Source organism: Maribacter aestuarii (assembly GCF_027474845.2).
Classification (GTDB): Bacteria; Bacteroidota; Bacteroidia; order Flavobacteriales; family Flavobacteriaceae; genus Maribacter; species Maribacter aestuarii.
This window is the reverse complement of record NZ_CP107031.2, coordinates 614,836-638,363: the sequence shown is the minus strand read 5'-3', so window position 1 is coordinate 638,363 and position 23,528 is coordinate 614,836. Positions and strand designations below refer to the sequence as shown.

Here is a 23,528-nt window from a genome sequence, read left to right as displayed (position 1 = left end):
CTATTTTACACAAAAGTGGGAAATCCTTACCGTTCGTACAATAATAGAGGCTTTTATTTACTTTACTGAAAGAGATGTTAAAACTTACAAATGAATGAGAAAAAGTCGTAACTTGAAGAAAGTTAGTCCATTAGGAAAGGTAATGTTGAGAAATATTCTACATACGGTCTTAATAGTATTGTTCATGCTACCCATTGCGATGCAGGGACAACAGTTTTCCATTCCATATAATGTAAAGTATGAAAAGCTCAATTTTGAGCTCATCAATAATTTAATTGTAATTCCACTGGAGGTCAATGGAACGCAACTGTCCTTTGTTTTGGATTCTGGGGTCAGCACGCCCATTTTGTTTAATTTGACCGATCAAGATTCCATTCAATTACGAAATGTTTCGGAAATCACTATAAATGGACTAGGAGACGGGGAGGCTATAAGTGCTTTGAGCTCAACCGGTAATTTCTTCAGGCTTGGAAGTATGAAAAATCCCTCTCAAAAATTATTTGTGGTTATGGACGCGAATATTAATTTTTCGCCCAGTTTGGGTATTCCAATCCATGGCATAATCGGATATGATCTTTTTAAGGATTTTATAGTAGATGTAAATTACGGCACCAAAACTATAAAGTTTTTTGACCCAGAATCCTATGTTTACAAACCGCATAGAAAAGCACAAACCTTGGATATTTCATTAGTTGCCAGGAAGGCTTATCTGAATGCCAGTATCGATTTAAAGGATAATTCGGAATTGAAGGTTAAGATGCTCTTGGATACGGGGAGTAGTGATGCCATTTGGTTATTTGAAGACGAACGTATAAAGTTACCGGAAAAATACTACGAGGATTTTCTCGGAAAAGGACTCGCTGGGGATATTTATGGCAAACGCACAAAAGTTAACCGTATTAAGATTGGAACTTTTGACTTGGAAGATGCCAAGGCTGCATTTCCAGATATGTTGACCTTCAACGCTATCAAGGATTTAGGTAATAGAAACGGAAGCTTAGGAGGAGAAATTTTGAAACGGTTCAATATTATTTTTGACTATCCAAACGAGAAAATAACGCTTAGGAAAAACGCCAATTTTAAAAAGCCCTTTCATTATAATATTAGTGGAATTGACTTACAGCATGCCGGGATGCGTTATGTCTCCGAACGTATTGCGAGTACAAATGGGGTAGTTTATAATGAGGAGCGTACCTATGGTGATGTTCAAATCATTCTTCAGAATGCGACAAAAATTAGCCTAGTTCCAGAAATTGTAGTTTCTGCGATACGTGCGGGTAGTCCGGCCCATTCTGCGGGACTAATGGAAGGAGATATAATCTTGGCTGTAAACGGGAAGCGAATTCATAGGTACAAACTGCAAGAGGTCATGCAAATGCTTAATGATAACCAAGGGAAACGTGTTAAGGTCTTGGTAGAGCGCTATAATCGAGATTTACTGTTCAGCTTTGTTCTAAAGGATTTGTTCAAATAAAAAAGCCCGAAAAATTCGGGCTTTATTTTTATAATTTCTTTCCTATTATTTAGTTCCGGTGCCGGAATCCTTTACTTCTCCCTTAATTTTTAAGACCTTGGTTGGAGTATCGGCATTGGAAATAACCGTAATCGCCTTTCTAATTGGACCAACACGGTTCGTGTCATACTTCACTTGAATTTCACCACTTTTTCCAGGTAGTATCGGATCTTCCGGTTTCTTAGGAATGGTACAACCACAACTGGAACTTACTTTACTTATAATCAACGGCGCATTTCCGGTATTCGTGAACTCAAAGATGCGAATGCCGTCGGAACCTTTAGCGATTTCACCGTAATCTACAGTTTCACTTTTAAATTCAATTTTAGCGGCCGTATCTTGTGCTGTTACACTTAATCCAAGTAGACCTACAAATAATACAAGTACTATTTTTTTCATCATTTTTAGTTTTGGGTGGACCTCAAAATTAAATCTTTTCAGATGAACCTCAAAATCCTTTTCTTATACTCTAACGTTACTTATTTTTGTTTCGTATTTAATATGGGGTTCAAAACTGCTGAAAAGGTCCTTTTAACATATCTTTTCAGCCCTATTTGTTCTTCAAGCCTTTGTGTTCAAAAACTATTCCAAAAATGGAAATTCCATCAAAATATGACCCCAAACGTGTAGAGAGTCAATGGTATGACTACTGGATAAATAACGAATATTTTTATTCTAAGCCAGATGACCGTGAGCCTTTCACTATTGTTATTCCTCCACCCAATGTGACAGGGGTATTGCACATGGGACATATGCTCAATAATACGATTCAAGATGTCTTGACAAGAAGGGCTCGCCTTATGGGGAAAAACGCCTGTTGGGTGCCAGGAATGGACCACGCCTCTATTGCTACGGAAGCTAAGGTGGTTGCTAAACTGAAGAAAGACGGGATTTCAAAATCCGATTTGACACGGGCAGAATTTTTAAAGCACGCTTGGGATTGGACCGACGAATACGGGGGGTTATATTGGAACAGTTGAAAAAATTGGGATGTTCCTGCGACTGGAACAGAACAAAATTCACGATGGATGACGATATGTCAGCCTCGGTTATCAAAGTTTTTGTAAATCTTTTTAACAAAGGTTTGATTTATAGGGGTCATCGCATGGTGAATTGGGACCCCGAGGCACAGACAACCTTATCCGATGAGGAAGTGATTTATGAGGAAAGACAGGGCTTATTGTACTATCTGGCGTATGAAATTGAAAATTCTGATGAAAAAGTAATTATAGCCACGACGAGGCCAGAGACCATTTTGGGAGATACTGCAATATGTATCAATCCTAATGATGAGCGCTTTCAGCATTTGAAGGGTAAAAGGGCAATTGTCCCTATCGCCAACCGTGTTATACCTATTATCCAGGACGAATACGTGGACATGGAATTTGGTACGGGTTGTTTAAAAGTAACACCCGCACATGATACCAATGATAAGGCTTTGGGGGAAAAGCATCAGCTAGAAACTATCGATATTTTTAACGATGACGCAACGCTGAACAGTTTTGGTTTGCATTACGAGGGAAAAGATAGGTTTGCCGTTAGAAAAGAAATCGCAAGGGAACTGGAAGAGAAAGGATTCTTGGTCAAGACCGAAAATTATGTAAATAAAGTAGGGACCTCTGAACGCACCAAGGCAGTAATAGAACCCAAACTTTCCGATCAATGGTTTTTAAAGATGGAGGATTTGGCGAAACCTGCATTGGACGCGGTAATAACAAGCGGGGATGTAAAACTCTATCCTAAAAAATTCGAGAACACGTACAGGCATTGGATGGAAAATGTTAGGGATTGGAATATTTCCAGACAGCTCTGGTGGGGTCAACAAATACCGGCTTATTATTTTGGGGACGGTCAAGACGATTTTGTGGTGGCTGAAACGCCGGAGGATGCGCTGGAATTGGCCATAGCTAAATCCAAAAATCCTAATCTTAAAGTGGAAAACCTGCGTCAGGATTCTGATGTGTTGGACACTTGGTTTTCTTCGTGGCTCTGGCCCATAAGTGTCTTCGGTGGAATTTTGGAACCTGATAATGAAGAGGTTAATTATTATTATCCGACCAATGATTTGGTAACCGGACCGGATATCTTATTTTTCTGGGTGGCTCGTATGATAGTTGCAGGATATGAATTCAGGGGAGAACGTCCGTTTGAAAATGTATATTTTACCGGCTTAGTGAGGGACAAACAACGAAGAAAAATGTCCAAATCCTTAGGAAACTCTCCGGACGCCTTACAACTCATTGATAATTATGGTGCCGATGGCGTTAGGGTAGGGCTTTTATTGAGTTCTGCGGCCGGAAACGATTTAATGTTCGATGAAGACTTATGCCAGCAAGGCAAGAATTTTGCCAACAAAATCTGGAACGGATTCCGATTAATTAAAGGTTGGGAGGTCAAAGACATACCGCAGCCTGAAGCCTCCAAGCTTGGAATTGAATGGTATACCGCCAAATTAAATCAGACTTTAGCCGAAATTGAAGATCATTTTGGTAAGTACCGTATCTCAGATGCGCTGATGACCATTTACAAGCTGGTTTGGGACGATTATAGCTCTTGGCTACTGGAAATAATTAAACCTGCCTATCAACAACCCATTGACTATACTACGTTCTATGCGGTCCTTCACTTATTCGAGCAGAATTTAAAGCTGTTACATCCTTTTATGCCATTTCTTACAGAGGAGGTTTGGCAACATGTTGCCAAACGGACACCAGAGGAGGCTTTGGTCGTTGCGCAATGGCCAAAAGTAACGAAGCACAATAAGCAATTGATAACCGAATTTGAATTCGCAGCCGAGGTTATTTCGGGTATTCGTACGGTTCGCAAAGAGAAGAATATTCCCATGAAGGAGACGTTGGAACTTTCTTTATTGAATGAGGAAAATGTCACTAGGGATTGGGACGTAATTATCGCTAAACTTACCAATTTATCGGAAATTAATTACGTAGATAGTCCTGTGGACGGTGCTTTGACCTTTAGGGTAAAAAGTAACGAGTATTTCATACCGGTTAGTGGCGCCATTGACGTGGTGGCTGAAATAGCAAAAATTCAAGAGGAGTTACAATATACAAAGGGCTTTTTGAACTCCGTTCAAAAGAAATTGTCCAACGAGCGTTTTGTGAACAATGCCCCGGAACAGGTAATTGCCATAGAGCGAAAAAAACAAGCGGATGCGGAAGCCAAGATAGAAACCTTGGAAAAAAGTTTAGCAAGTCTACAATAAGTCAGAAGGACAAGTATTATCTATTCGAATCTTGGATTAATTAATTAACTATTTTACATATTTTTTTATTTAAATTTTAATTTCTTCTTGTTGGAAATATAGGATTTTACGTTCTTTGTTTAAAATGATTCTAAATAATGAAAAAACAACGTGAACGCTCCAATAAAATGCGTACCTACCACAGGTATTTGGGGTTCTTTCTTGCAGGTATTATGGCCGTTTATGCCCTTAGTGGTATCATCTTAATTTTTCGAGACACCGATTTTTTAAAGAACGAATACAAGAATGAAAAGCAATTGGAAATCGGTCTCACTCAGGAAAAAGTTGGCGAAGCATTGAAAATTCGAAATTTGAAATTTCAGAAAAGCGAAGGAGAAATCGCCAGCTTTGAAAATGGTACATACAACACGAATACTGGAATGGCCGAATTTACAACGAAGCGTTTACCCTTGGTTTTGGATAAAATGACGCATTTGCATAAAGCTAAATCTGCCGATCCACTTTATTTTTTGAATATATTCTTCGGTTTGTCCCTTTTATTTTTTGTGCTTTCTTCATTTTGGATGTTCCTCCCCAATACGACGATTTTTAAGAAAGGTCTTTATTTTACGGCAGCAGGAATGATACTTGTATTTGTGCTCTTGTATCTCTAAGTTTTGTATCTTATCATATAAAATTTGATAAGAACATCATGAAAGAATTACGAAAAGAGGAAATAAAACAAGAAGTCTTCGATCTCTATGATGCCTACGCGCACAACAAACTGCAAAGAAGGGAATTCATGGAGAAACTCTCCTTATACGCGGTAGGGGGTGTAACGGTTGCATCATTAATGAGTTTTTTAATGCCTAATTATAAGGATACTTTCTTGGTGGATAAACAAGACCCTAGATTGGAAAGTGGCTTTATCACGTATAATTCTCCAAAGGGAGGCGGTGAAATCAAAGGGCTTCTGTCCAAACCCGCAAAATTTGACGGAAAACTGGGTGGTATTGTAGTAGTCCATGAAAATCGTGGGCTCAACCCATATGTAGAAGATACGGCAAGACGTGCTGCGTTGGAAGGTTTTATAACATTGGCACCAGATGCCTTAAGTCCCTTAGGTGGTTATCCGGGTACTGATGATGAGGGCAGGACAATGCAAAGAAACCGTGATCGTAACGAAATGTTGGAGGATTTCATAGCTGCATTTGACTATTTGAAAGCACATGAGGATTGCAACGGAAAAATAGGAGTGGTAGGATTCTGTTTTGGCGGATGGATTTCGAATATGATGGCCGTTAGGGTGCCCGAGTTGGCCGCTGCCGTTCCGTTTTATGGAGGGCAACCTACGGAGAATATAGACCGAATAAATGCTCCTCTAATGCTTCATTACGCCGGGCTGGACGAACGCGTGAATGCAGGTTGGCCTGCCTATGAGGAAGCGTTGAAGAAATACGGTAAATCCTATCAGGAATTTACCTATCCCGATGTAAATCATGGATTTCACAATACAAGCACACCACGCTATGATGAGCCGGCCGCTGAATTGGCATGGGGTCGGACCATGGATTTTTTCAAAAAACATCTCAGTTGAAAATAATTCGATTTTTTTGTAATCACTAGGTTAATTTGTAGGAATTGTTTTGCCCTAAAACGCTCTACATTAGCCTGTCTTAACTATTTATTAAATTCCAGTAACTTTGTAGACGCTATAAAAAAGAAAAACATGAGGTCTACATTTATATTTACAATTGTCTTAGTTATTTTAAGCTTAGGCTGTTCTACCGATTCCATGGACAGTTCTATGAATTCTGATGAGGATTTAATTCAAGCAACTGCCCCTAGGACAAACATTACTGATGCTGCTTTTGAACAAGCTTTAGTAGAACTTGGCTACGATGATGTTGTAGATGGCACCGTGATAACCGCCGATATCGCTGAGGTTAATTCTTTGGTGCTTAATGATAAGGGTCTAACCGATTTATCTGGAATTCAAGATTTTAAGGCTTTGGATAACCTTTGGGTCAACGATAATGAAATAGTATCGCTTGATGTTTCGTCCAATATACTGTTGAAGTTCATCTTCATTGAAGATAATGGATTGACCTCGTTAAGTCTCCCTGCTTCTTCTATTTTGGAGAAAGTGAGTGCCTTTAATAATAACCTCACTTCCTTGGACATTACAAGCAATACCGGTCTACAAGTTTTGAGTTTGGCCAATAATGCCATTTCTGCTATCGACATATCTAATGTTCCCAATGCTTTTCAATTAAATACATTTTCAATTGAAGAAAACCCTTTGACATGTATAAAAGTAAATGAGTTTCAATTGGAAAGCATACCTGATCAATGGACAAAAGATGTGGAGGATATTTTTGCATTGGTATGCAACTAGTTTGGTCTTCTCAGTTTTACGTCTTGGACAAACTAATAAAAATCCATATAATATAAATCTTATAGAGCCAGTAATTAGGTCATTAGAGGACACGGGGTATTCACATATTTTATATTCTTTCTTCTTATTAACCAATAAAAACTAATAGTATGAGAAGTCTTTTGTAGCTAGTGGCCGTTATTTGTATAATTATTTGGATTTTAGGTATAGTTCCTGGTCTAGCAACAGGGAGTTTGGTCCATATTCTTTTGGTTATCGCGGTAATAGTGATTCTATACAACGTAATTTCTGGACGTAAGCCCTTATAGTCCATATTAAAATATTTGATCATCCCATGGTTAAGACTTTAAAGCCTAAACCATGGGATTTCTTTTTCCAACTTCCGAGTCTTTCTTAATTGTACAGAGCATTATTGTTTCATATCTTTATGAAAACCCTTCTTGTATGAGAAATAAAGCTTTATTGGGACTTTTCTTAATTGGGGCCATTATGCAGGCTCAAGAAAAGATTTTAAATATTCTTCCTGCAGAAATTCAAATAAAAACTGCCGTCTTACCAGCTCCTGAAGCAGAAAAAGATAAAGCAATGGTATATGGGTATAATAACGAGGGGGAATTGATAGTTTTAAGAGAGGGCAGCAATAATTTAATATGTCTGGCCGATGATCCTCAGAAAGAAGGTATAAGTGTATCCTGCTATTCTAAAAAATTGGAGCCGTTTATGAAGAGGGGCAGGGAGCTTACCGCTGAGGGAAAAAACTTTAAGGAAAAACGGGAGATAAGGGGAATGGAAGTTGCCCAGGGCATATTGGAAATGCCCAAGGAACCTAGCATGACCTATATTTATTATGGCAGTGAAGAGGCCTACGATGACGAAACGGGAGAACTAGGGGACGGCCAGTTCCGCTACGTCATATATACGCCCTTTGCTACTACGGAGTCAACTGGATTGCCGGACAAGCCCCACGCCAAAGGAATGCCTTGGTTGATGGATCCAGGAACATTTCGAGCACATATAATGGTAGGGCCGTTCAATTAGATTTAAGGTTCCATGGAAACTTATGCAACTGCATTGCTCTATGCTATCCCGTTTTTTATGCTGCTCTTAGGAGTGGAAATCGCCTACGGTCATTTTGTAAAAAATCAAAAGCATAAGGTGCTGGATTCCGTATCCAGTATAAGTTCAGGGCTCACAAACATTATTAAGGATTCTCTTGGAATAGGCGTTGTGATTATTACCTATCCCTACCTTCTGGAGCATTTAGCCATTTATGAAATTGAAAACACCTGGGTAGTTTGGGTAATCGCATTTGTAGTTATAGATTTTGCGGGTTATTGGAACCATCGATTGAGTCATAAAATCAATTTCTTTTGGAATCAACATGTAATACACCATAGCAGTGAGGAATTTAATTTGGCCTGTGCGCTGCGGCAATCCATTTCAAATCTTTTGGGTTATTTTCCATTTTTGTTACTGCCCGCTGCATTAGTGGGCGTTCCTAATGAGGTTATTGCTGTTTTAGCTCCTGTGCACTTATTTGCACAGTTTTGGTATCACACGCAACACATTGGTAAAATGGGATGGCTAGAATACATAATTGTTACACCGTCCCAACATAGGGTACATCATGCAATCAATCCAGAATATATCGATAAAAATCTGGGACAGTTATTATGTGTCTGGGATAGGTGGTTTGGAACTTTTCAAGAAGAGTTGGACGAGGTGCCTCCTCAGTATGGAGTATTGAAACCTGCCGCCACGTGGAACCCTATTCATATCAATTTTCAACACGTTTGGAGATTAATGCAGGATGCATGGCGTACGAAGAGTTATTGGGATAAAATGAGAATTTGGTTTATGCCCACTGGTTGGCGACCAGAGGACGTTAAAGAAAAGTATCCGGTTGCGATTATTGAAAATGTCTATGATTTTGAGCGTTACGCTACCCCAAGCTCCAAGCTCTTCAATGCTTATATTATTTTTCAATTACTATTTACGACCGGCATGTTGCTCTTCATGTTTTATAACTATTCACAAATAGGGCTAGAGTCGCTTTTCCTCTTTGGAGGTTTTGTATTTCTGGGTATTTATGGGTATACCAGTTTAATGGATGGTGCTCCATATGCCATCTGGGTTGAAATTACTAGAAGCGTGGCTGGAATAGTATTTATAGTTCTAAACGGGGATTGGTTTGGCTTGAATTCCTATTTCCAACAGGGAAGCCTTTTGATTATTATTTATTTTTTAATCACTTTGTTGGGAGCAGTTTACTTTACTTTTAAGAATAAATCGATTTTACACGATAGCCTTACTATAAATTAGAAAAATGATTAGACCCTATATTTTAGCTGAAACCAATTGGAAGGCACTGAAAGACTCCCGTTTTGATTTAGCAATTCTTCCATGGGGTGCCACGGAAGCCCATAATTATCATTTACCATATGCAACGGATAATTATCAAGCGGACTCCATCGTCGCAGAATCTGCTAGAATAGCATGGGAAAGTGGGAGCAAGGTAATTGTTTTACCCACAATTCCCTTTGGAGTAAATACAGGACAGCATGATATTTATCTGGATATCAATATTAACCCTAGTACGCAATTGGCCATATTAAGGGATATTATAACTGTTTTGAACCGACAGGGAATACACAAATTGCTAATTTTTAATGGACACGGCGGCAACGGCTTTAAACCATTAGTTAGGGAGTTGGGTCTGGAATTTCCACAAATGTTCATCAGTTTTTGCTTCTTTCCACAAATGGTGGATAAAGCTGAATACTTTAAAGAAAAAGGTGATCATGCGGATGAAATGGAAACCAGTTTAATGCTTCATTTGCATCCGAATCTTGTGCTGCCCAAAGGAGACTGGGGGAGTGGTAAAGCCAAGAAATTCAGGATACAGACATTAAATGAGGGTTGGGCCTGGTCAGAACGTCAATGGTCTAAAGTTACCGTAGATACGGGTGTAGGTAATCCAGAATTTGCCTCAGCTGAAAAGGGGAAAAGATTTTATAATGATATCTGTTTGAAGTTAAGCGAATTTTATACCTCGCTCTGTAAGGCAGATTTGGACGATTTATATGAGTAGTGACTAGGGCGATAGACGGCTAAGTTCAGATTTGACCAATTTTATATATGCCTTCATAGCTTGGTCCCCGGTTATGTTTTTGGCCTGTATGAGCGCATTGGCCTTAAAAGCATTAATTAATGGAGTCTTACTCCCGGGATGGTCAAAATTTTCGTTGGCAATTTTATAATATGCATATAGTTTAAGCAACAAATCTGCTGGAATCGGTCTTTCATAATTATTAACGATTTCAACGGCCTCCTGAAAATCAATAAGTAGCTTCTTCTTTTTCATTAGGATTGACATATGATGCGATACATGTTTGTGCCCCTTTCACTTTTTGATTCAGCGTTACATTAATTTCGCAATCTAAGGGTAAAAATAAATCTACTCTTGAACCAAATTTAATAAATCCTGAATCATCTCCCTGCTGAACACTCTCACCTTCTTCTGCATAGTTAACAATGCGTCTGGCCATTGCACCTGCTATTTGCCGATATAGGATATCTCCGAACTTAGGCGTGCGAACAACTACGGTTGTTCGCTCATTTTCCTCGCTAGATTTGGGATGCCAAGCCACCAAATATTTTCCACGGTGATACTTTGAGTAACGGATGTAACCACTCGCCGGGTATCGCGTTACGTGCACGTTCGTAGGGGACATAAAAACGGATACTTGCTTGCGTTTATCTTGAAAATATTCATTTTCTTCAACCTCTTCAATTACTACTACCTTGCCATCTACGGGAGACAATATCTCATCAAAGCTTTTGGCCGTTATCCTTTTTGGGTTTCTAAAAAATTGTAGGACAAGAAGTAACAAAACCACGCCAAATATTTGAATCGATAATTTGAGCCAAGGAATATTAATAAAATAATGCGCTAGAAGAACTCCCAAGCCAACCAGAAAAAAAGTAGTCAATATGATTTTTTGACCCTCTTTATGAAACATAGCTAAAAATATTTAAAGTTAAGTAGGCAAAGGGCGCAGCAAAAACAAGGCTATCCAAGCGATCTAACATTCCACCATGACCAGGCAATATTGCCCCACTATCCTTTACTCCGGCCATACGTTTAAATTTAGATTCTATCAAATCCCCAAAACTACCGGCTACAACGATCACTGCAGCAAGAATCATCCACTGCCAAGGACTTATTATCGGTTCCTTGGTTCCCATTATATAGGCCGCTACTAGTGCAAATATAAAACCTCCCACGGTTCCTTCAATGGTTTTTTTTGGAGAAACCGAAGGGAATAATTTTGTCCTGCCAATGCTTCTCCCCACCAAATATGCAAAAGAATCATTGACCCATATGAGAATGAAGATACCCATAATCAAGAGTTTGGCAAACGCATCGTTTTTATATGGAATCATGGTAAGAAAAATGCATCCACCTCCTATATAAAAGAGACCTATAATGAATTTGTGAAGTTTCGTGAAATATTTCTCTTTTTTAGAATAGAGATAAAATAAAAGTGCAATATCAATTCCTATAGTTATTACCATAAGAATATTTATCAAAATTTGGTCACTTACGAAGTATATAAAGGCCCACCAAATAGCCAAGTAAGCCGCAAATATGTGATAGCCTTTTAAGCTAACGAGGCGTTTGTATTCGTATAAACAAGCTAGACCAAATGTCATGAAAAGAAAATCAAAGGCATCTGTACTGAGGAAAACGGCGGATAATAATAAAATGATATAAACCGCCCCTGTAAGTGCTCTTCTTAAAACTTCCTTCATACTATAAATCTTCCAGAAGTAAAAGATAAAGATTTTTAGTACTACTTCCGTAAGTTAGGAAATCATCAGAATTTTCTTTTGTTGCTTTAAAATGTTTTAAGGTAGTGATGTTGGCAGGTATTTTTGGACCATATTTCTTTTTAATAATTTTTAGTCCTTCGCCAATAGATTCCACGAGTTGACTTGTGGTGGCGTAAACAACAACGTTACTAGGTAGTTCGTTCAATTTTTTTTCGTTCAACTGGTTAGAACAAACTAATATAGACCCGTTCTGCGCTACCAGATGCTCACAGGTTGTAAAGAATACTTCGCTTTCTTTTGATTTTTCAGTGAAGACAATATCCTCCTGACTGAATTTTTGAACCAATCGGTTGTCCATGGCGAAAAAAGATTGATCTTGCCAACCATTTTCTATAATTATGTTGCTCAGCGCATCGGATATTTCTTCGGAAGAGACACAGTAGATAAATTTGCCACCGTTCTGTTTAAAATGAATGGTAAACTTTTCATCAACAGGAATATTCAAATCTGGCATGTGCTGGCCGCGAGTCTCCGCGGTTTCTTTCGAAACCTTTTTTTACCACCACCAAATAAAATGTCTAAAAAGCCCATTTATGATTATGAAGTATTCCTTTTCCTATACTTGCTAAATTTTACAACGGTTCATCCGATGAATTTATTTTCTCAGATTTTTTCTTCTTTTCCGAGTCTTTAGCAGCTAATGTCTCCGTTTTTCTTTCTTCCTCTTCTAAAAGATCCTTTTTGAAAGCTCTTTTGCCAAAGATTTTTTCTAAATCTTCCTTAAAGATAACCTCTTTCTCCAATAATCTTTCAGCAAGCGTAGTAAGTTTATCCTTATTATCCGTTAATACTTTTATAGCACGTTGATATTGTTCCTCAATTATTTTGGAAATCTCTTGATCTATCGTCTTTGCAGTTTCCTCGCTGTAAGGTTTTGAAAATCCGTAAGAATCTTGTCCAGAGGAATCATAGTATGTTAAATTTCCAATTTTGTCATTAAGACCATAAATGGTTACCATGGCCCTGGCTTGTTTTGTTACCTTTTCCAAGTCACTCAAAGCTCCAGTTGATATTTTGTTGAATATTACTTTTTCTGCAGCCCTTCCACCCATAGTGGCACACATTTCATCCAACATTTGTTCCGGGCGAACAATTAAACGTTCTTCCGGTAAGTACCAAGCGGCGCCAAGGGACTGGCCTCTGGGCACTATAGTTACCTTTACCAAGGGAGCGGCATGCTCCAGCATCCAACTTGTAGTTGCGTGCCCGGCCTCATGGTAAGCGATTGTTTCTTTCTCTCCTGGAGTAATTATTTTATTCTTCTTTTCAAGACCGCCAACAATTCTATCCACGGCATCTAAAAAGTCTTGCTTATTTACGGATTTCTGCTCTTTTCTTGCCGCAATCAATGCAGCTTCATTACAAACATTGGCTATATCCGCACCGGAGAATCCTGGTGTTTGCCTTGCTAAAAAGTCCAAATCCAAGGTTTCTGCAGTCTTGATCGGTCTTAAATGTACTTCAAAAATTTCCTTTCTTTCCCTAATATCCGGAAGATCAACATAAATCTGCCTGTCAAATCTACCGGCACGCATCAAAGCTTTATCTAGTACATCCGCCCTGTTCGTAGCGGCCAACACGATAACATTCGTATTGGTCCCAAAACCATCCATTTCGGTCAACAATTGGTTCAGCGTATTTTCGCGTTCATCGTTAGAACCTGTAAAATTATTCTTTCCCCTGGCCCTACCAATAGCATCTATTTCGTCAATAAAAATAATAGCAGGTGATTTATCCTTTGCCTGTTTGAACAAGTCCCTCACACGGGACGCACCAACACCCACGAACATCTCAACAAAATCGGAACCGGAAAGTGAGAAAAAGGGTACTTTAGCTTCTCCTGCAACAGCTTTTGCCAATAAAGTTTTACCGGTTCCCGGAGGTCCTACTAACAACGCTCCTTTTGGTATTTTGCCACCTAAGGAGGTATACTTATCTGGATTCCTCAAAAACTCAACAATTTCTTCTACTTCTTCCTTTGCACCTTCAAGACCTGCAACATCTTTGAATGAGGTTCTTGTATCGGTTTTTTCGTCAAAAAGCTTTGCCTTTGATTTACCGATATTGAAGATTTGGCCTCCTCCGCCACCAGCTCCGCCACCGGACATTCTGCGCATAAGGTAAATCCAAATTCCAATGATAAGTACAAATGGTAATAAGGATAAAAGAAAGTCCAAAATAGCCGTGGATTCTTTTCCGAATTCCACGATGGTATCTAAATTGTTTTCCTTTTTGATTTCAGTTATCTCATTTTGAAAAATTTGGAGGTCGCCGTAATCCAAGGTATACTGTGGCACACTACCCGTAGTAGGAAGAAAAGACTTATCATTGACGTCCCTGTGAACATCCTTAGCAAGTGCCTCATCCGTTAGGAATACCTTAGCCTGGTTGGTATTGGTGATAATCATAATTTTTTTGATATCACCATTCCTTAAATATTCCTGTAATTCGGAAGTAGTCGTTTTTTCCGTACTCGCAAGATTATCACTATTGAACACCTGAAAACCAATCAGCAGCACTGCAACTAATCCATAGATCCACCACGAACTGAATTTTGGTTTTTAGGAGTTGTACTATTATCTTTCGCCATTTTATTTTTTATTGATTAATGCTACTTTCAATGGTCGTGAACTTTGCGTCACCCCAAAGACCTTCAATATCATAGAAATCCCTAATCTGCTTTTGAAACACATGCACTACTACATTAACATAGTCCATAAGCACCCATTCGGCATTGTCTTCGCCTTCAATGTGCCACGGTTTGTCTTTAATTGATTTGCTGACTATTTTTTGGATAGAACCGACTATTGCATTAACATGCGTGTTAGAAGTACCATTGCAAATGATAAAGTAATCGCAAACTGTATTTTCAATTTCCCTGAGGTCAAGTAAATTTATATTAAGTCCCTTGACATCTTCTATTCCCTGTAAAATTAATGCAATTAACTCATCTGCACTAGCTTTGCCTTTCTGCATTCAAAAATTTTAATTTCTACAAAGTTATTATTTTTTTGTTCTTTTAGGTCTAGTATTTAACAATAGATTAAAGATTGCCAAGCATTAGCCCTATGCAAATAATCAAACTTAGTGCCACGGAGTCCACAAACACCTTTTTGCAGCGATTGATGCGAAAAGAAAATTTACAAGATTTCACTGTGGTCGTTACCGAAAATCAAACTAGGGGGAGAGGTCAAAGAGACGCATTATGGGAGTCCGAGAAGGGTAATAACCTTACTTTTAGTGTTTTAAAAAAACATTTGGAGTTAAAAACGCAGCACCAATTTTTAATAAGTATTTGTGTTTCACTGGCCGTTTATTCCCTCCTCATCGAACTTAATTTACCACGCGTTAAAATTAAGTGGCCTAACGACATTCTGTCAGGTACGTTAAAAGTTTGTGGAATTCTGATAGAAAATGTGCTAAACGGGCAGGAAGTGAAGTCATCTGTCATAGGGATTGGGCTAAATGTGAACCAAACTGTTTTTCCGGAACGGCTTAGGGCAACTTCGATAAAAAAGGAATTAAAGCAGGAACTGCATTTAGAAACTTTACTACAGAAATTGATCGGAAAACTTCAATTTTTTTATCCCAAGTAAAAGTTGCAAACGAACTTCAGCTCATCTCGAAGTATGAGGAGCTCCTGTTCCGAAAAGACATGGCGTCCACTTTTCAAAAACCAGACGGTTCTATCTTTAGCGGAATTATCTCAGGTGTTACTCCTAATGGCAAATTGAATGTGAAATTAGAAGATGACACAAGTGTAAAGTTTGGCCTAAAAGAAGTCAAACTACTATTTTAGATTTTACCTAGATTATCGGATAATGTATTGATAAAATTGGTTATCGGATTTTTTATCATCATAGCCATCATAGCGTTAAACTCACCTGCGAAACTAAGCACCACTTCGCTAGAGGTACTTCCTGAAGGAGATATTGCCGCGGTTAATGTGAATGGAAGTTTTTCACTTGCTGCGCCGAGTATCAACATACTATGGGGAATCTGATCCTTTTTTTCCAAAACGATTTCTGGCATTCCTTTGAGTGCGAATAAAAATCTGTTCTCGTTCAAAACTTCGAACTTATCTATATTTTCAGGCATCAATTTTTCAAAATTGGCGAGATCACTTAGAAAATTAAAGGTTTCTTCGGCGCTTTTCGCAACCGATGTTTTTGGTGTTTCTATAAACATATTATTGTAACCATTTTGAAGGATTGATTCTCCATTCCATTAGAGCTTTAAGCTGTTCTTCCTTTATATATCCTGTTTCCGATGCTTGTTCAATGAGGTAGTCATAGCTACTTAGTGTATGTAGCTCAACGTTAGATTCCTCAAAATTCTTTTGTGCGGTATCAAACTCATAGGTGAATATCGCTAGCATACCTTTAACATTGGCATCGGCCTTTTTAAGTGCGTTTACGGCATTAAGACTACTTTTACCAGTACTTATTAAATCTTCTATGACTACCACGTTTTGATTGGCTTCCAGCCGACCTTCAATCTGATTTTGCCTTCCGTGTGACTTGGGCTCCGGTCTTACATAAATAAACGGCAAGCCCATGGTGTCCGCCACTAAGGCCCCAATTCCTATCGCACCTGTAGCGACCCCTGCAATGACATCTGGTTTGCCATAAAGCGATTCTACCTGTTTGGCCATTTCCTCTCTAATATAGTTGCGAATTACGGGATAAGAAAGTAAGATTCTGTTGTCACAATATATGGGGGATTTCCATCCCGACGCCCATGTAAACGGATTTTCGGGTTTCAATTTTATTGCATTAATTTGCAACAGAAGTTCTGCTGTTTTTTTAGCGGTGTTCTTGTCTAAAACCATGACGCAAATGTATAAAGTTTTTGTTAATGAGTTGCCCTTGATTTTAACAAATAAACTATCGGAAACAGCTAACGGCGAGTATTTCTTACTCAATCAGTCCTCTATAAACAATGCCATTAAGGCATTAAAGAAAAAGAAATTGACCGAGGCCTACATTTACCATCCCAACCACGAGGAAATTCTAAAGAAATTTACCAAAGAAATACCGTTGATCGTAGCGGCTGGTGGCGTTGTAACGAATGACCAGGGTAAGGTATTGTTTATATACAGGAATGATAAATGGGACCTACCCAAAGGAAAACTGGATAAGGGCGAGTCCATTGAAGATTGTGCCATACGTGAAGTAATGGAAGAAACTGGCGTGACCGGGTTACGCATAGAAAACTTCTTGAGAACCACTTACCATGTTTTTAATAATGGGGGAACCCCAACGTTAAAGCAGGTCCACTGGTATGCCATGAAAACAGAATATGATGGCAAATTGAAGCCAGAAAAAAAAGAAGGGATTGTAAAGGTTAAATGGAAAGGGCCTAAAAAGATTCAAAAGGCGCTTCAGAATTCTTATGTGAACATTAAAATTTTATTTGAAGGAGATTAGTCCGCAGTTGCTTCATTCCCTTTTGGAATTCTATAAACGGGATATTGCAAATGTGCCTTTTCGTAATAGGGCGACTTTTCAAAAATCCATTGTAACTGGGCATACCAATTTTGAGAAAATTTTTCGTCGACCTCTTTTTTTGATTGAAACTCCTGAGCCAGAATGGTATCATTCTCTAAAATCCTAAGTGCACTATCTTCAAAGACATAAGGAGAGAAACCTTCCTTTTGCTGCAATATAGTATCGAAAAAATTCCAATTGAAGAATGAATCTACCATCGCAGGTTCAAGTGTCTCAAGAATATACCTAATCCCTGGTTGGTCAGTATTAATGACGATATCACCTTCCGTAAAGAGGATTTCTTCCATTGAGGCGCTTACTTCAGTATTGTAATGCAAATAATGACCTTCATACGGATTTTGAACCGTTTCATAATCTTTAATCCTGTAGACCTCGACGGTCATAATAGTATCGGATTGAATCGTTTCGTATTTGATTTGATTGGCTTTTAGCAAATCTATTATGGCTTTCCATTGTTTTTGAATGATATAGGCCTGTGGAATCTTAATCGAATCCGTGGGAATAAAATAATTCAAGTATTCAACTTCCTTTTCAAAAGCTATTTCCCTGTTGTATTTTAATCTGGGAAAACCGGTTATGTCACTTGTAATAGTATCTACTTGGTAGCCTTTGAAATTAAGAACTGAACTTTTGGTTGTATCAACTTTCCAATCAGTAGGATAATATTCCCAGGTCAAGTGGCAGTCAAGAGCGTTTTTTCGTAGCGATTTTATTTTCTCCCCATCATTCTCGGCAATTGAAATCATCTTCTGCATTAGACTGTACGTTCCATCTACTCTCTTCTTATACGGTTTTAGCATATGTGTTTCGACCATCATTCCCAGGGTGTTCCACAAGGTGGTGTAACCGGTTGAGTATCTGGGATAATCCATAAACTGCTCAAAACCTTTTTCAGGCGGACTGTTAAATACATTTACGTAAGGGGTTATGTCCCATTGGTCTGCAGCCAGGGAATCTTGAAGTGCTGGCATCAGTTCTTTATGAAGATATGCTCCTAGCTGACCACCTAATTTATCATGTTGCGTAAATAAATGGGTTAGCGCATACTGGTAGTCGGCACCGTTGCTCACATGGTTATCTATAAAAATATCAGGTTTTATTAAATGATAGATTTTTGTAAAGGTTTGAGCATTCTTTGTGTCGTTTTTTATAAAATCCCTATTGAGGTCATAATTTTTAGCATTTCCCCTAAAACCGTAGGCATCAGGGCCGTTTTGATTGGCGCGAGTCGTAGAGTTTCTGTTTAATGCTCCGCCTACATTATAAACGGGTATGGTTACGATGACCGTATTTTGCGGAGATGGTATTTTTTCACTTGCCAAATCCCTAAATAGCAACATGGTAGCATCAATTCCATCACTCTCTCCTGGATGAATTCCATTGTTTACAAGTATTATAGTCTTGTCCTCGCCAATCTTTTGGAAATTAAAATCCCCTTCTTTACTGTAAGTAACTATGTGTAAAGGTTTGCCGCTATCCGTTTCTCCTATAGTCTGGATATTTACTTCTGGGAACTCCTTTGCAAGCGATATATAGAAATCAATTACCTCTTCGTAAGTAGCGGTATTGGTACCTTCTGAAGTTTCAAATGGTGTAGGAAAATTAATTTGAGCATCCTCAATTTTTTCTTCACACGAAAGCAACAAAAGAAAAGCGAGTATAAATGCTAGTCTCATTACAATAACACTTAATTTTTAGGAAAAAACCTAAGTTCTAAAGTGCAAAAGTAATCAAAAGCTATAGTCCGTAACTAGGCAACTTTTGTTATTTCGGCTATCCTTTCTTTTTGGATAGGTTTGTTGTTGAACGTGATGAGGTGATGTGTTTTGTCCCTGTAAATCTCCCAGTTTTGTGTATCTGCGGGGTCTATGGACGAGGTAACAATATTAATTCTTATTTTTTCTGTAATGGGCAGTGCGATAAACTCTTCTAAAAACTGCCATCCATCCATTATGGGCATATTGATGTCCAAGAAAATGACTTCCGGTAGCGATTGATCATCTTTAATTTTCGATAGGATGAACTCTAAGGCAATTTTTCCATTGGCAAAAGACTCCACCTTAGCACAATCTACAGTGGTGCTTAGCATTTTGCGAATACCGAAAACCGTTATTGGGTCATCATCGATAATTCCTATTGATTCAATTTTTTCATTAAAGTAGATATCAAATTTTGTTCCTTCTCCCACTAAGCTGTCAACGGTAATCTTACCGTTCATAGCCTCGATCTGGTTCTTAGAAATGTAAAGCCCTATACCTCTGGCGTCCTTGTTGTCATGAAAAGTCTTGTACATGCCAAAAAGTTTATTTCCATATTTTTTTAAATCAATTCCCATTCCGTTGTCCTGTATACTCAAAACGGTATAGTCACCCTTTCTTTCCGCACTTAGTATTATTTCTGGACGTCTGTCGGGATGTTTGTATTTGACGCTGTTACTGATAAAATTCATCAAAATACTTTCTAGGTACGCGGGTTCTACATTGATAAAAACATCATCTTTTACCTTATTAATGATTTTTGCATTATTGTTCAATAAAAATCCTAAAAGGCTCTTTTGTACACCGACGATTGTTTTACCTAGACAAACGAATTTTTTCTCAACGTTCAAATTCGTATTAATTGCGACTACTTCGTTGAGGTTATCCAAGGTTTCCAATAAATTGTTGGAAGCATCGGTAAGCATGTTCAGTATATTGTTTTTTTCTTCCTCATCTGTTTCATGCACTAAAAAGTTCAATAGCATAGAGAAATTTGCACTATGAGACCGCAAGTTGTGCGAAACAATGTGAGCAAAATTTAGAAGTTTTTTGTTCTGTAAGGAGGCAACATTAATAATATTCCTAAGCTCCTTCTCCTTTTCTTTTAAATTGGTAATATCCAAGCTTATGCCTACCAACCCGTTGGCCTGGCCTTCATCATCTATAAGCGGGATTTTAGAGGTAAGAAAATGGGTCTCTGTCCCATCTTTTCTTACGCTCAGCGTTTCTTTCGCTAAGATAGGCTCTAAGGTTTCCATAACTTTCAAATCCTCATTTCTAGAGATTTGTGCTATTTCTTCGGCATAGAGATCAAAATCGTTTTTGCCTAAAATATCATTTGCGTCTTCAACACCGAGATAATCACATTCGGACTTGTTCACTAATACTTTTCTGGACTCTGTATCCTTAATAAAAACATTTAAGGGAAGATTATCAATCAAGGTTTTCAGCAATTTTTCACTTTCCTTGGTTTGAATATCAGCCTCTACTTGTTCATGGATATCCTGAAAGGTTCCTATTAATCCTATAAGTTCCTTATTTTTGTGAATAGGCTTTCCCGCTGCCATCACCCACTTTTCTTTACCCGTGGCGGTTATTATCTGGAGCTTTAAATTCCAGGGTGTACCTTTGTCCGTCGCTTCAAAAATAGCCATTGATATAGAGTTTTTGCTGTGGCCCTCTTTATAAAAATCGATTGCGGTTTCAATGTTAGGCTCATAATTTGGAGGAACCTCATGTATGGCCTTGGTCATGCTACACCATGTAAGTGAATTCTTCAGAATATCAAATTCCCAATTCCCAATTTTTGCAATTTCAGATTGTTGCCTCAGGAGGGTTTCTGTTTTGTCTACACAGAGCTGATTATTTACGGCGTCTGTCATATCATTGATATGAATAATGGCGCCTACTAAGTTTTCGCTGGTGTCGTACCAAGGTGAACTGGACCATTCATACCATTTTTCATTATTCTTCTCATCCAATGAGCGTTGAAGACCCATTGGTTTTGGTTTTCCTTTAAAGCACTCTTGAAGTACAGGTTTCCATTTTAAACTGAGCGAGGAGTAAATTTTAAATAAATTTTTTCCATATACATCTATACCTTCTTTCTTGAATATATCTGTCCACTTATCAGAAACGTGAATAATTTTAAATTGCTTATCGATAACGACAACGGCGGTAGGTAGTTGTTTTATCAGATATGATGTTGAAAAAGTTTGGGAATCCTTCAGCATAATAAGGGAATTTCCTACTAATTTATGTTGAATATTCAACTAGTGTAAAAGTTTGTTGTGAACTAACCAATAGTTGTGGTTAGCACCACCAGAAACAGTTATGGGGCGATTTTAGTTGGTGTTAAAAAAGATGCTAAAGGTTGAACCTTGACCCAAAACGCTCGTTGCCGAAATTTTTCCGTTCATAGCTTCTATCTGGTTCTTAGATATATACAGGCCTATTCCCCTAGAATCCTTGTTTTTATGGAATGTATTGTAAATCCCAAAAAGTTTGTGTCCAATTTTTTTCATATCCAGTCCTAATCCATTATCCTCTATATGCAATACAGTGTAGTCTTTCTGCTTTTCTACACTCAGGATTATGATCGGGTCTTTATCAAGATGTCTATATTTTAAGGCATTTGTAAGGCAATTGGTCAAAATGCTCTCCAGATAGGCCGGTAATGCTTTTACTTTAACATCATCGGAAATTTCATTCACTATTTTACCATTATTTTCTTTAAGTAGTCCAATCAAATTTTGCTCTACGGAAAATATACAATCGTTCAATGAAAGAAGTCTTTTTTCCTCATTTACGTTCGTTTTTATGGCTACAATTTCCCTTAAGCCCTTTATTGTTCCTGAAAGGTTGTCCGATGCACTGAACAACATTCCCATTAGTTTTTTGCGTTCATTATCTCCTTTTTCTTTGTCCAAAAAGTTCAATAGGAGCGAAAAGTTCGTGGCATGGGCTTTGAGGTTATGAGATACCATGTGGGCAAAATTCAATAATTGCTCATTCTGGACTTTAGACTCGTTAAGTACTTTTTTAAGATTTTTTTCTTTCTGTAGGTCCCCGGTCAGGTTTTCGACTGTGGTCAATACTTGGGTATGATGATTATCATTTACTAAGAGTTGACCTGAGAATTTGAGGTTAAGCTTTTTACCATTCTTATGACTGAAGGTCATTTCAAAAGGTTCGTAGGATTCATTTTCCTGTAATTGTGCAGCAAAAGAGCTACTTCTCTTTTTTATCGTCTGTGTTACGAAGCTTTTAAAACTTTTACCGCTGAAAAAAGTTTTGTCATACCCCGTAAGACGCAAAAAACTCGAATTTACATTTAAAAGTTTTCCGGTTCTAAAATCGGTAAGGATGAGTCCAAAAGGGACTTTTTCGAAAAATGGGTTTTCCGTAGCGCTAACCCTTTTTACGTTTAACGTGTGATTAAAGGTATGCGTAATGTCCTGTACTGTTCCAATAACCCTTAAACAAACACCATCCTTATATTTGGGACGTCCAATGGAGTTTACCCAAATCGTCTTTCCGTCGCCACGCACCAATTGTAAATTTTCATTCCAAGGTTTGCCCGTGGTAATTGCCTGTTCAACGGCATTTTTTATCGTGTTTCTGGATTTTCCTTCTTTGTAATGTTTTAGGGCTTCATCCAAGGATGGTTTTAAATCCTTCTGTACAGCATAAATGCTGTTCACGGCCGGAGTCCAAACTAATTTTTTGTCTGCAATTGTATATTCCCAGCTTCCAATTTTAGCAATTTTACTTTTTTCGCTTAATAGGATTTTGGTGCGTTTAAGCTCCAGTTCCAATTCCTTTGTTTTCGAAATGGTATCAGCTTTTAGAATAACGCCAATAATATTTCCATAACCATCTTTCCAAGGATTTAAATTCCAGAGTAGGTTACTATCGGGGTCTCTAGTTTCCGCGTAGTGGTCTATAATCTTTATGTCCTTTAGTCCATCAAGACAATATTGCAATCTACTATCCCAGTCCTTAGAAAATCTAGGGAAAAGCTCGAATAAATTGGTTCCAGATAAATCCTGTTCCCCAAACTTGAATTTTTTTAGCCAATTGGGGGAGGCGCTAACGAAATTGTAGTCGGTATCTATTAAAGCGATTGCCGTAGGTATTTGTTGAATCCAATCAGATGAGAATGACAATTCGGAACTGGTTTTGATCATAACAGGAAGAAATTTCCTACTAATCTAAAAGAATATTCAAGTTATACTATCAGAATTGTTGT

Annotated in this window: 22 protein-coding genes and 1 pseudogene; 11 read left to right on the top strand and 12 right to left on the bottom strand. The window is 38.2% G+C overall.

Going from position 1 to position 23,528, the window contains the following annotated elements:
- Nucleotides 1–94: 94 nt before the first annotated feature.
- On the top strand, nucleotides 95–1,474 hold the full coding sequence (locus tag N8A89_RS02765) for an aspartyl protease family protein (RefSeq protein WP_281540870.1): 1,380 nt from the start codon (nucleotides 95–97) through the stop codon (nucleotides 1,472–1,474).
- Between the two features lie 45 nt (nucleotides 1,475–1,519).
- On the opposite strand, the gene N8A89_RS02760 is transcribed toward N8A89_RS02765, so the two are convergent.
- Nucleotides 1,520–1,915 (bottom strand): DUF1573 domain-containing protein, encoded by a 396-nt coding sequence (locus N8A89_RS02760; RefSeq protein WP_430682069.1) that lies wholly within the window; start codon nucleotides 1,913–1,915, stop codon nucleotides 1,520–1,522.
- A 191-nt stretch (nucleotides 1,916–2,106) separates the two neighbouring features.
- Here N8A89_RS02760 and N8A89_RS02755 point away from each other — a divergent pair.
- From N8A89_RS02755 to N8A89_RS02720, 8 genes and pseudogenes are all read left to right on the top strand, one after another.
- A pseudogene (locus tag N8A89_RS02755) lies at nucleotides 2,107–4,736 on the top strand (valine--tRNA ligase).
- A gap of 137 nt (nucleotides 4,737–4,873) precedes the next feature.
- On the top strand, nucleotides 4,874–5,389 hold the full coding sequence (locus tag N8A89_RS02750; RefSeq protein WP_281540869.1) for a PepSY domain-containing protein: 516 nt from the start codon (nucleotides 4,874–4,876) through the stop codon (nucleotides 5,387–5,389).
- 38 nt (nucleotides 5,390–5,427) lie between these two features.
- Complete coding sequence (locus N8A89_RS02745; protein WP_281540868.1) at nucleotides 5,428–6,312, top strand: dienelactone hydrolase family protein; 885 nt, start codon at nucleotides 5,428–5,430, stop codon at nucleotides 6,310–6,312.
- Nucleotides 6,313–6,444: 132 nt separating this feature from the next.
- Nucleotides 6,445–7,113: a leucine-rich repeat domain-containing protein gene (locus tag N8A89_RS02740; RefSeq protein WP_281540867.1), complete on the top strand. Its 669-nt coding sequence runs from the start codon at nucleotides 6,445–6,447 to the stop codon at nucleotides 7,111–7,113.
- A gap of 170 nt (nucleotides 7,114–7,283) precedes the next feature.
- Nucleotides 7,284–7,421, top strand: coding sequence for a lmo0937 family membrane protein (locus tag N8A89_RS02735; protein WP_281540866.1), 138 nt, complete (start codon nucleotides 7,284–7,286; stop codon nucleotides 7,419–7,421).
- Nucleotides 7,422–7,557: 136 nt separating this feature from the next.
- Entirely contained in the window at nucleotides 7,558–8,151 is a 594-nt protein-coding gene (locus N8A89_RS02730) for a hypothetical protein (protein WP_281540865.1), read from the top strand.
- 12 nt (nucleotides 8,152–8,163) lie between these two features.
- Nucleotides 8,164–9,435 carry a sterol desaturase family protein gene (locus N8A89_RS02725; RefSeq protein WP_281540864.1) on the top strand — a complete coding sequence of 424 codons (1,272 nt, stop codon included), beginning with the start codon at nucleotides 8,164–8,166 and terminating at the stop codon, nucleotides 9,433–9,435.
- Between the two features lie 4 nt (nucleotides 9,436–9,439).
- The gene (locus N8A89_RS02720; protein WP_281540863.1) at nucleotides 9,440–10,204 is read left to right on the top strand and encodes a creatininase family protein; all 765 of its coding nucleotides are present in this window, start codon (nucleotides 9,440–9,442) and stop codon (nucleotides 10,202–10,204) included.
- Nucleotides 10,205–10,207: 3 nt separating this feature from the next.
- On the opposite strand, the gene N8A89_RS02715 is transcribed toward N8A89_RS02720, so the two are convergent.
- From N8A89_RS02715 to rsfS, 6 genes are all read right to left on the bottom strand, one after another.
- Nucleotides 10,208–10,477, bottom strand: a complete 270-nt coding sequence (locus tag N8A89_RS02715) for an acyl-CoA-binding protein (protein WP_281540862.1) — start codon at nucleotides 10,475–10,477, stop codon at nucleotides 10,208–10,210.
- On the bottom strand, nucleotides 10,452–11,135 hold the full coding sequence (locus N8A89_RS02710) for a phosphatidylserine decarboxylase family protein (RefSeq protein ID WP_289644884.1): 684 nt from the start codon (nucleotides 11,133–11,135) through the stop codon (nucleotides 10,452–10,454). The genes N8A89_RS02715 and N8A89_RS02710 overlap by 26 nt, the downstream gene beginning before the upstream one ends.
- Nucleotides 11,125–11,928, bottom strand: coding sequence for a phosphatidate cytidylyltransferase (locus N8A89_RS02705; RefSeq protein WP_289644883.1), 804 nt, complete (start codon nucleotides 11,926–11,928; stop codon nucleotides 11,125–11,127). Before N8A89_RS02705 ends, N8A89_RS02710 begins: the two co-directional genes overlap by 11 nt.
- 1 nt (nucleotide 11,929) lies before the next feature.
- Entirely contained in the window at nucleotides 11,930–12,463 is a 534-nt protein-coding gene (locus N8A89_RS02700) for an LUD domain-containing protein (RefSeq protein WP_347343949.1), read from the bottom strand.
- 118 nt (nucleotides 12,464–12,581) lie between these two features.
- The gene (ftsH, locus tag N8A89_RS02695; RefSeq protein WP_430682067.1) at nucleotides 12,582–14,507 is read right to left on the bottom strand and encodes an ATP-dependent zinc metalloprotease FtsH; all 1,926 of its coding nucleotides are present in this window, start codon (nucleotides 14,505–14,507) and stop codon (nucleotides 12,582–12,584) included.
- Nucleotides 14,508–14,607: 100 nt separating this feature from the next.
- Nucleotides 14,608–14,985, bottom strand: coding sequence for a ribosome silencing factor (gene rsfS / locus N8A89_RS02690; RefSeq protein WP_281540861.1), 378 nt, complete (start codon nucleotides 14,983–14,985; stop codon nucleotides 14,608–14,610).
- Nucleotides 14,986–15,077: 92 nt separating this feature from the next.
- Here rsfS and N8A89_RS02685 point away from each other — a divergent pair, with 92 nt between their 5' ends.
- A complete protein-coding gene (locus N8A89_RS02685; RefSeq protein ID WP_281540860.1) occupies nucleotides 15,078–15,605 on the top strand; it encodes a biotin--[acetyl-CoA-carboxylase] ligase in 528 nt (175 codons plus the stop codon).
- Nucleotides 15,606–15,804: 199 nt separating this feature from the next.
- Here the strand turns inward: N8A89_RS02685 and N8A89_RS02680 are convergent, their stop codons facing one another.
- Both N8A89_RS02680 and pyrE read right to left on the bottom strand, forming a co-directional pair.
- Nucleotides 15,805–16,197: an SRPBCC family protein gene (locus N8A89_RS02680; protein WP_281540859.1), complete on the bottom strand. Its 393-nt coding sequence runs from the start codon at nucleotides 16,195–16,197 to the stop codon at nucleotides 15,805–15,807.
- Nucleotide 16,198: 1 nt separating this feature from the next.
- Complete coding sequence (pyrE, locus tag N8A89_RS02675; RefSeq protein WP_281540858.1) at nucleotides 16,199–16,840, bottom strand: orotate phosphoribosyltransferase; 642 nt, start codon at nucleotides 16,838–16,840, stop codon at nucleotides 16,199–16,201.
- 7 nt (nucleotides 16,841–16,847) lie between these two features.
- Between pyrE and N8A89_RS02670 the strand changes: the two genes are divergently transcribed.
- A complete protein-coding gene (locus N8A89_RS02670) occupies nucleotides 16,848–17,438 on the top strand; it encodes an NUDIX hydrolase (RefSeq protein WP_289644879.1) in 591 nt (196 codons plus the stop codon).
- Here the strand turns inward: N8A89_RS02670 and N8A89_RS02665 are convergent.
- The 3 genes from N8A89_RS02665 to N8A89_RS02655 all read right to left on the bottom strand — a co-directional run bounded on the left by N8A89_RS02665 (nucleotide 17,435) and on the right by N8A89_RS02655 (nucleotide 23,445).
- On the bottom strand, nucleotides 17,435–19,195 hold the full coding sequence (locus N8A89_RS02665) for a M14 family metallopeptidase (RefSeq protein ID WP_281540857.1): 1,761 nt from the start codon (nucleotides 19,193–19,195) through the stop codon (nucleotides 17,435–17,437). The genes N8A89_RS02670 and N8A89_RS02665 overlap by 4 nt on opposite strands.
- Before the next feature lie 74 nt (nucleotides 19,196–19,269).
- Nucleotides 19,270–21,510 (bottom strand): PAS domain S-box protein, encoded by a 2,241-nt coding sequence (locus N8A89_RS02660; protein WP_281540856.1) that lies wholly within the window; start codon nucleotides 21,508–21,510, stop codon nucleotides 19,270–19,272.
- A gap of 111 nt (nucleotides 21,511–21,621) precedes the next feature.
- Nucleotides 21,622–23,445 (bottom strand): PAS domain-containing protein, encoded by a 1,824-nt coding sequence (locus N8A89_RS02655; protein WP_281540855.1) that lies wholly within the window; start codon nucleotides 23,443–23,445, stop codon nucleotides 21,622–21,624.
- Between the last annotated feature and the right edge of the window lie 83 nt (nucleotides 23,446–23,528).

Coding starts and splice junctions, on each gene's coding strand:
- N8A89_RS02685 (WP_281540860.1), top strand. CDS start 15,078: ATGCAAATAATCAAACTTAGTGCCACGGAGTCCACAAACACCTTTTTG.
- N8A89_RS02740 (WP_281540867.1), top strand. CDS start 6,445: ATGAGGTCTACATTTATATTTACAATTGTCTTAGTTATTTTAAGCTTA.
- N8A89_RS02700 (WP_347343949.1), bottom strand. CDS start 12,463: ATGCCAGATTTGAATATTCCTGTTGATGAAAAGTTTACCATTCATTTT.
- N8A89_RS02720 (WP_281540863.1), top strand. CDS start 9,440: ATGATTAGACCCTATATTTTAGCTGAAACCAATTGGAAGGCACTGAAA.
- N8A89_RS02670 (WP_289644879.1), top strand. CDS start 16,848: ATGTATAAAGTTTTTGTTAATGAGTTGCCCTTGATTTTAACAAATAAA.
- N8A89_RS02750 (WP_281540869.1), top strand. CDS start 4,874: ATGAAAAAACAACGTGAACGCTCCAATAAAATGCGTACCTACCACAGG.
- pyrE (WP_281540858.1), bottom strand. CDS start 16,840: ATGGTTTTAGACAAGAACACCGCTAAAAAAACAGCAGAACTTCTGTTG.
- N8A89_RS02725 (WP_281540864.1), top strand. CDS start 8,164: ATGGAAACTTATGCAACTGCATTGCTCTATGCTATCCCGTTTTTTATG.
- N8A89_RS02715 (WP_281540862.1), bottom strand. CDS start 10,477: ATGAAAAAGAAGAAGCTACTTATTGATTTTCAGGAGGCCGTTGAAATC.
- N8A89_RS02660 (WP_281540856.1), bottom strand. CDS start 21,510: ATGCTGAAGGATTCCCAAACTTTTTCAACATCATATCTGATAAAACAA.
- rsfS (WP_281540861.1), bottom strand. CDS start 14,985: ATGCAGAAAGGCAAAGCTAGTGCAGATGAGTTAATTGCATTAATTTTA.
- N8A89_RS02745 (WP_281540868.1), top strand. CDS start 5,428: ATGAAAGAATTACGAAAAGAGGAAATAAAACAAGAAGTCTTCGATCTC.
- N8A89_RS02765 (WP_281540870.1), top strand. CDS start 95: ATGAGAAAAAGTCGTAACTTGAAGAAAGTTAGTCCATTAGGAAAGGTA.
- N8A89_RS02665 (WP_281540857.1), bottom strand. CDS start 19,195: ATGAGACTAGCATTTATACTCGCTTTTCTTTTGTTGCTTTCGTGTGAA.
- N8A89_RS02710 (WP_289644884.1), bottom strand. CDS start 11,135: ATGTTTCATAAAGAGGGTCAAAAAATCATATTGACTACTTTTTTTCTG.
- N8A89_RS02760 (WP_430682069.1), bottom strand. CDS start 1,915: ATGATGAAAAAAATAGTACTTGTATTATTTGTAGGTCTACTTGGATTA.
- N8A89_RS02730 (WP_281540865.1), top strand. CDS start 7,558: ATGAGAAATAAAGCTTTATTGGGACTTTTCTTAATTGGGGCCATTATG.
- N8A89_RS02705 (WP_289644883.1), bottom strand. CDS start 11,928: ATGAAGGAAGTTTTAAGAAGAGCACTTACAGGGGCGGTTTATATCATT.
- N8A89_RS02680 (WP_281540859.1), bottom strand. CDS start 16,197: ATGTTTATAGAAACACCAAAAACATCGGTTGCGAAAAGCGCCGAAGAA.